This is a genomic window from Nitrosovibrio sp. Nv17 (assembly GCF_900119085.1).
GTDB lineage: Bacteria > Pseudomonadota > Gammaproteobacteria > Burkholderiales > Nitrosomonadaceae > Nitrosospira.
The window spans coordinates 15,532-20,814 of the sequence record NZ_FPIQ01000027.1 but is presented as its reverse complement, the minus strand read 5'-3'; the positions used below and the strand labels follow the sequence as shown (position 1 = coordinate 20,814).

The 5,283-nt window shown below is 58.2% G+C and carries 6 protein-coding genes; 4 read left to right on the top strand and 2 right to left on the bottom strand.

Annotated features, from left to right (window positions below; all coding sequences use genetic code 11):
• Nucleotides 1–303, top strand: a 303-nt coding sequence (locus BT108_RS12275; protein WP_143142492.1) for a transposase, incomplete at its 5' end; no start/stop codon positions are given.
• 174 nt (nt 304–477) lie between these two features.
• Nucleotides 478–1,014 carry an REP-associated tyrosine transposase gene (locus tag BT108_RS12270; RefSeq protein WP_072294858.1) on the top strand — a complete coding sequence of 179 codons (537 nt, stop codon included), beginning with the start codon at nt 478–480 and terminating at the stop codon, nt 1,012–1,014.
• A 250-nt stretch (nt 1,015–1,264) separates the two neighbouring features.
• Here BT108_RS12270 and epsA read toward each other — a convergent pair whose 3' ends face one another.
• Nucleotides 1,265–2,035 (bottom strand): XrtB/PEP-CTERM-associated transcriptional regulator EpsA, encoded by a 771-nt coding sequence (epsA, locus tag BT108_RS12265; protein ID WP_072294857.1) that lies wholly within the window; start codon nt 2,033–2,035, stop codon nt 1,265–1,267.
• Nucleotides 2,036–2,948: 913 nt separating this feature from the next.
• Here epsA and BT108_RS12260 point away from each other — a divergent pair.
• On the top strand, nt 2,949–3,413 hold the full coding sequence (locus BT108_RS12260; protein ID WP_072294856.1) for a type II toxin-antitoxin system RelB family antitoxin: 465 nt from the start codon (nt 2,949–2,951) through the stop codon (nt 3,411–3,413).
• 32 nt (nt 3,414–3,445) lie between these two features.
• Nucleotides 3,446–3,742, top strand: coding sequence for a type II toxin-antitoxin system RelE/ParE family toxin (locus BT108_RS12255; RefSeq protein ID WP_072294855.1), 297 nt, complete (start codon nt 3,446–3,448; stop codon nt 3,740–3,742).
• A gap of 382 nt (nt 3,743–4,124) precedes the next feature.
• Here the strand turns inward: BT108_RS12255 and BT108_RS12250 are convergent, their stop codons facing one another.
• Nucleotides 4,125–5,114 (bottom strand): zinc-dependent alcohol dehydrogenase family protein, encoded by a 990-nt coding sequence (locus BT108_RS12250; protein WP_072294854.1) that lies wholly within the window; start codon nt 5,112–5,114, stop codon nt 4,125–4,127.
• Nucleotides 5,115–5,283 lie beyond the last annotated feature (169 nt).

Here is a 5,283-nt window from a genome sequence, read left to right as displayed (position 1 = left end):
CAATGGGTCAAGGCGGCAGGACTGGACCCCCGTCACTTCAAGTCGGGAACCAGCGTGGACAAGCGCGCCTGCATCTCCAAAGCCGGCAACTGCCATATCCGCCGTGCCCTCTATCTGCCAGCTCTGTCCGCCAAGAAACATGATCCATACGTGAAGGGCTTCTTCGAGCATCTGATCTGCAACGGCAAGACTCCTTTGCAAGGAGTATGCGCTGTCATGCGTAAATTGCTGCATGCCATCCACGGCATGCTCACTCATGACCAGCCCTTCGATAATCAACGCTTCTATGCCCTTCCCGCATGAGCAAAAACATGAATTAGTGTTGACTCTGAACAGAGTATCTACCGGGAAAAACGGAAGCTATGATGATGGGTTGCGCTGCACTCCGCCCATCCTGCTTGTGATGAGTTACGTTATCGGTTTTTCCAATAATTCTGTAGACCAACCCATCACAGGCAGGATGCGCATCATAAGGCCATGACCGAATACCGGCGCAATTTCGTGAAAGGAGGCAGCTATTTCTTCACGGTCGTGCTGGCCGATCGCCGCCTCTCCTTGCTCGTGGATCATGTCGACGCCTTGCGCGAAGCCTTTCGCCTGATCAGGACGGCCCACCCATTTCATCTCGACGCCATGGTGGTTCTTCCGGAGCATCTGCACTGCATCTGGACCCTGCCGCCGGACGACGCCGATTATCCCGGCCGCTGGCGGCGCATCAAGGCGGCATTCTCGCGCAGCCTGCCGGATCGCTATCCTCGTTCCAAAAGTCAGATTCTGAAAAATGAACGCGGGATCTGGCAGCGCCGCTACTGGGAGCACACGTTGCGCGACGAGGACGACTATCGCCGCCATATGGATTACATCCATTACAATCCCGTCAAGCACGGGTATGTGGGATGCGTTGCGGATTGGCCGTATTCGACGTTCCACCGTTATGTCGCAGCTGGCATATATGCCAGCGATTGGGCGGGGAGCGGGGAATCGTGGGATCAGGAATTTGGGGAGATCCAATGATAGGAAAATGATGGGTTGCGCGTTGCTCCATCCATCCTGCGGGATGATGGGAAAACCGGTAATGCAAGCCCGTCACGGGGAAAGCGGCAGCGGTAGCGGCAGGATGGGTAGAGTGAAACGTGACCCATCGCTTCTCCGGAGCAGTGTTTTGATGGGTTACGCGTTGCTCCACCCATCCTACGGATGTGGTGAGCAGCGGGCAGGATGGGTGGAGTGAAACGCAACCCATCATTTACCCTATGCGGCCCCCTCAAAGCGTGATCTTGAGCGCCATGGCCTTGGCTACCGCGTGGGCGCGATTGTTCACGTTCATCTTCCTGAGGATTTTCTGGATGTGATTCTTGACGGTAAGCGGGCTGATGCTGAGCAGGTTCCCGATTTCGAGATTGCTCTTGCCCATCTGCACGTAGCGCAGGATCTCCGTTTCCCTGTCGGTGATGAGCTTCTTTCTTTTTTTCGCCACGACGCCGGGCTGGTGGTAGCGCTCATGCAGCAGCATGCGCACCAGCGCCATGTGCAGATGAGGGACCAGCAGTTCCAGGAAGTATGCGTGGCGTTCGGTCAGCGCTCCGGGAACATGGGTGAAGATGAACAGGCTGCTGGTGCGACCGTGGGCATCGAAGATGCCGTGGACCGCAACGCGAACCAGCTCGCTGCGCTCCAGGTCGACGGCGAAGTGCCGGTAGGCGGCATTCCCCATATGGCCCGGACACAGCAGCAGCGGCCGGTTTCTGCCCGAGTCCCAGGCGGACAGGAGACGGAAGACGATGCCGCCGTCGGGCCGGCAAAGCTCGGAAAATGCCTCGTCGGAAATCTCGGTGCGGCTGAATTTTTCAATGCCGACCGGCTGGCTGGAACCCTCGTCGAATACACAGATGAGCATACCGTGCGGCAGCAGGGCCTGCAGTTCTCCCTGCGACCAAAGGAAGAACTGATGCCGCCTGGAGATGGAGGTGGACACCTCGATGATCCGGAATAGGTGCTCCGTCTCCCGCTCCGTCAGAATGATGGATTCCCCCATGGCGCTCCCTGCCGCTCGATCTTATTGGTCCCGCGTGTCCGTGCCCGGCATTGCGGCAGCCGTACGCCTGCCCGGCTTCGGGGATCTGCTCATTGTCGGTGCCACCGATGACAGAATCATTAAGATCGTGTGTCGGATTCATGAATCCAATATAGGTTGAATGGATCATTCTTGCGCTATATTCGGGCAATGAGATGGGGATCGATACGGGAGATGATGGGTTGCGCGTTGCTCCACCCATCCTACGCCTGCTGCCCCCCAAAACGGACGCCAAGAAGCCAGGTAGGGTGGGTGAAGCGGAGCGCAACCCACCGAATCATGGAATCGATGGGTCAATAGGGGTTATTCCGATGATGGGTTGCTACGGGGACTTTCCACAGGTTTTGATGGGTTTACGCCTGCTACGCCTGCTGCCCCCCAAAACAGACGCCAAGAAGCCAGGTAGGGTGGGTGAAATGAAATGCAACCCACCATGGTTTCCCGGGAGGAGATGACGGGTTGCGCTACCCCCGCTGGCCGATCCAGCGATATTTGCCCAGGCGTATGTGGAGCTGGGCGCGGTGACTTGGCAGGGAAGGATCGATCTGGCGCCGGACGCCATGCATGACGAGATCCAGCGGCACGGAACCTGTATTCTTCGATAGCACCCGCCTGGCTGCCTGCAAGAAAGCCGCTTATGCGGCTTTTTCTTTTTGCTTCTCCCCGGTGACCGCAGCGCCCGGCAGGAGATGGCGCGATGCACCTCAAGCAGCTGGGCCATGCCTGTCACCGTTTCTCGTCCTTCACGCACCATTTTTGCCGCGGGCTCGATCTGTATCGGCGACAGGCTGGCCGCCTGCCAAAGGGATTGCAGATTTACTAGAATATATGCACAATCATTCTTGTTAATGTTGAAAACCTATAGGAGAAGATCATGCAAAGCATGACCATTGAACAGCTCCGTGCCGCAAGCAATGCGGGTGGCGTGGAAGGCGTAACCCTGAAAGGGCAGGGCGGGGCATTTCTGGTGCAGATCGCCACGCGCAGCGGAGCCGCTGCTTGGCTGGCGAAGGCCCGCAGCAGCGAGCCGCGCCGCTTCGGCAACCCCGTTGCCGCTTTGAACGTGCTGCGCGACGTGGGCATTGTCATCGGCCGGTTCGACGCGAGCGAGTGGAACCCCGCCGAGAAGGAGAAAACCGCCGGCAATCGCGGTCGCGCCCAGGCGCTGCGCAAAGCGCACGAAGCCGCCGCTTATAACGCATGGCTGGCCGCGGAGATTCAGGAGGCCATCGACGACCCCAGGCCAAGCATCCCGCATGATGAAGTCATGGCCGAAATGGATGCCGACATTGCTGCCCTGGGGGCCGGACACAAACCTGCCGCGAGGAAGCGCGCATGACGTCCCGAGCTGGCCGGCTGATCGATTGATCCATGGCGAAGTACCGCATCGAGTGGCGGCCGAAGGCTCGCGAGGATTTGGGCGCCATCGTTCGATACATCGGCAAGGACAATCCGACCAGGGCGCGCAGCTTCGGCGAGGAGCTGCGCGACAAGACCTTGCCCCTTGCGCAGCACCCGGAGCTTGGCCGCACCGGGCGGCCCGGCCAGCCCGCCCTCGTGCGCGAGTTGGTCATCCATCGGAATTACCTCGTGTACTATCGCGTATGGAATGAAGCCGGCATCGTGGAGATCCTGCGAGTGAAGCACGCGGTGCGGAAAACACCGTAATGTGGTAATAGCCGTGAATGGCATTAGGAAGATGATGGGTTGCGCTGCGCTCGACCCATCCACGCCACTGAAGTGAAATTGTAGGGTGGGTGAAGCGGAGCGCAACCCACCGAAATCATGGAATCATATGGTTCATTCCAATGATGGATTGCTACGGGGACTTTTCACAGGGTTTTGATGGGTTGCGCGTTGCTCCACCCATCCTACGCCACTACGCCACTACGCCACGCCTACTCGCCTATTGAATCTGCTCCGTCAAAACGGATGCCAAGAAGCCAGGTAGGGTGGGTGAAATGAAATGCAACCCACCGCGGCTTCCCGGGAGATGATGGGTTGCGCTGCGCTCGACCCATCCACCTCTTCTACGAAGTGATTGTGGCGGTTAAAAGCGTGCACTTTCGATAGGATTCGATGGCTCTACTGCTATCGCGATTTTTCCCCGGATACCATTATTGGGAGTCTCCAATCGAGCATGGGCAAGCGGAATGTCGGCCAGCGAATAGACTGCGCCAATGTGTGGCCGTAGTTGACCACGCTCAATCAGTGCGCCCAATTCATCAAGCTTGCCACGGTTTTGTCTTGTGAAAACGAAGTGGTAACTTGCGTTCTTGCCCCATGCCTGAATGAGGTTTTGTGGCTGTGCAATGTCCACGATCGTGACAACGCGGCCAAGTTGGGCCAGCGTGTCGGGGCTGCGCGACAATGTGTCGCCGCCGATGGTGTCGAACACGACGTCGACTCCACTGCCACCCGTTTCCCGCATGATGGCGTCGACATAGTCCTCCTTTTCATAGGCAATGACTACGTCGGCCCCCAAGCTTCGCGCGAACTCAAGGTTTGCTTCACGCACGGTCGTGAAGACCCTTGCCCCGATGGCTTTTGCGAGCTGGACCGCCACATGTCCGACCCCTCCCGCGCCACCGTGCACCAGGATGCTTTCCCCCACTCGCAGCGCGGCGCGCACGACGAGTGCTTCCCATGCGGTTCCGCCTACCAGGGTCAGGCTTGCCGCCTCTATATGGCTCAACGAGTGGGGCTTCTTCCCAATAATGCTTTCGGCCGCAACGTGGTATTCGGCATAGCTTCCTGGCCCGTCAAATATTTGCGGGGTGTACCAGACGTGGTCTCCTGGAGAGAAGCTCGTCACTCCCGCTCCGATTTCTTCGACGACACCGGATACGTCGTGTCCGGTAATGGCTGGCAATTGTACTGAATCAGGGTAGTCGCCACGTCGTACCTGGTAATCCAACGGATTGATGGAGGTTGCGTGTACCCGCACCAGGACTTGTCCTGGCTGCGGCACAGGCTTGGGCACGTCGCACAGTTCGAACGATTCCGGCGGGCCAAATGATTTCAGTACTATCGCTTTCATGGTAAATCCTCGTTTCGATAAAAGGGAGTTGATGGGTTGCGCTGCGCTCCACCCCATCCTTGGGGGGCTGAAGTGAAATTGTAGGGTGGGTGAAGCGGAGCGTAACCCACCGGAATCATGTAACCGAGGGGTCGATATGGTTCATTCCGATGATGGGTTGCTCCGGGGG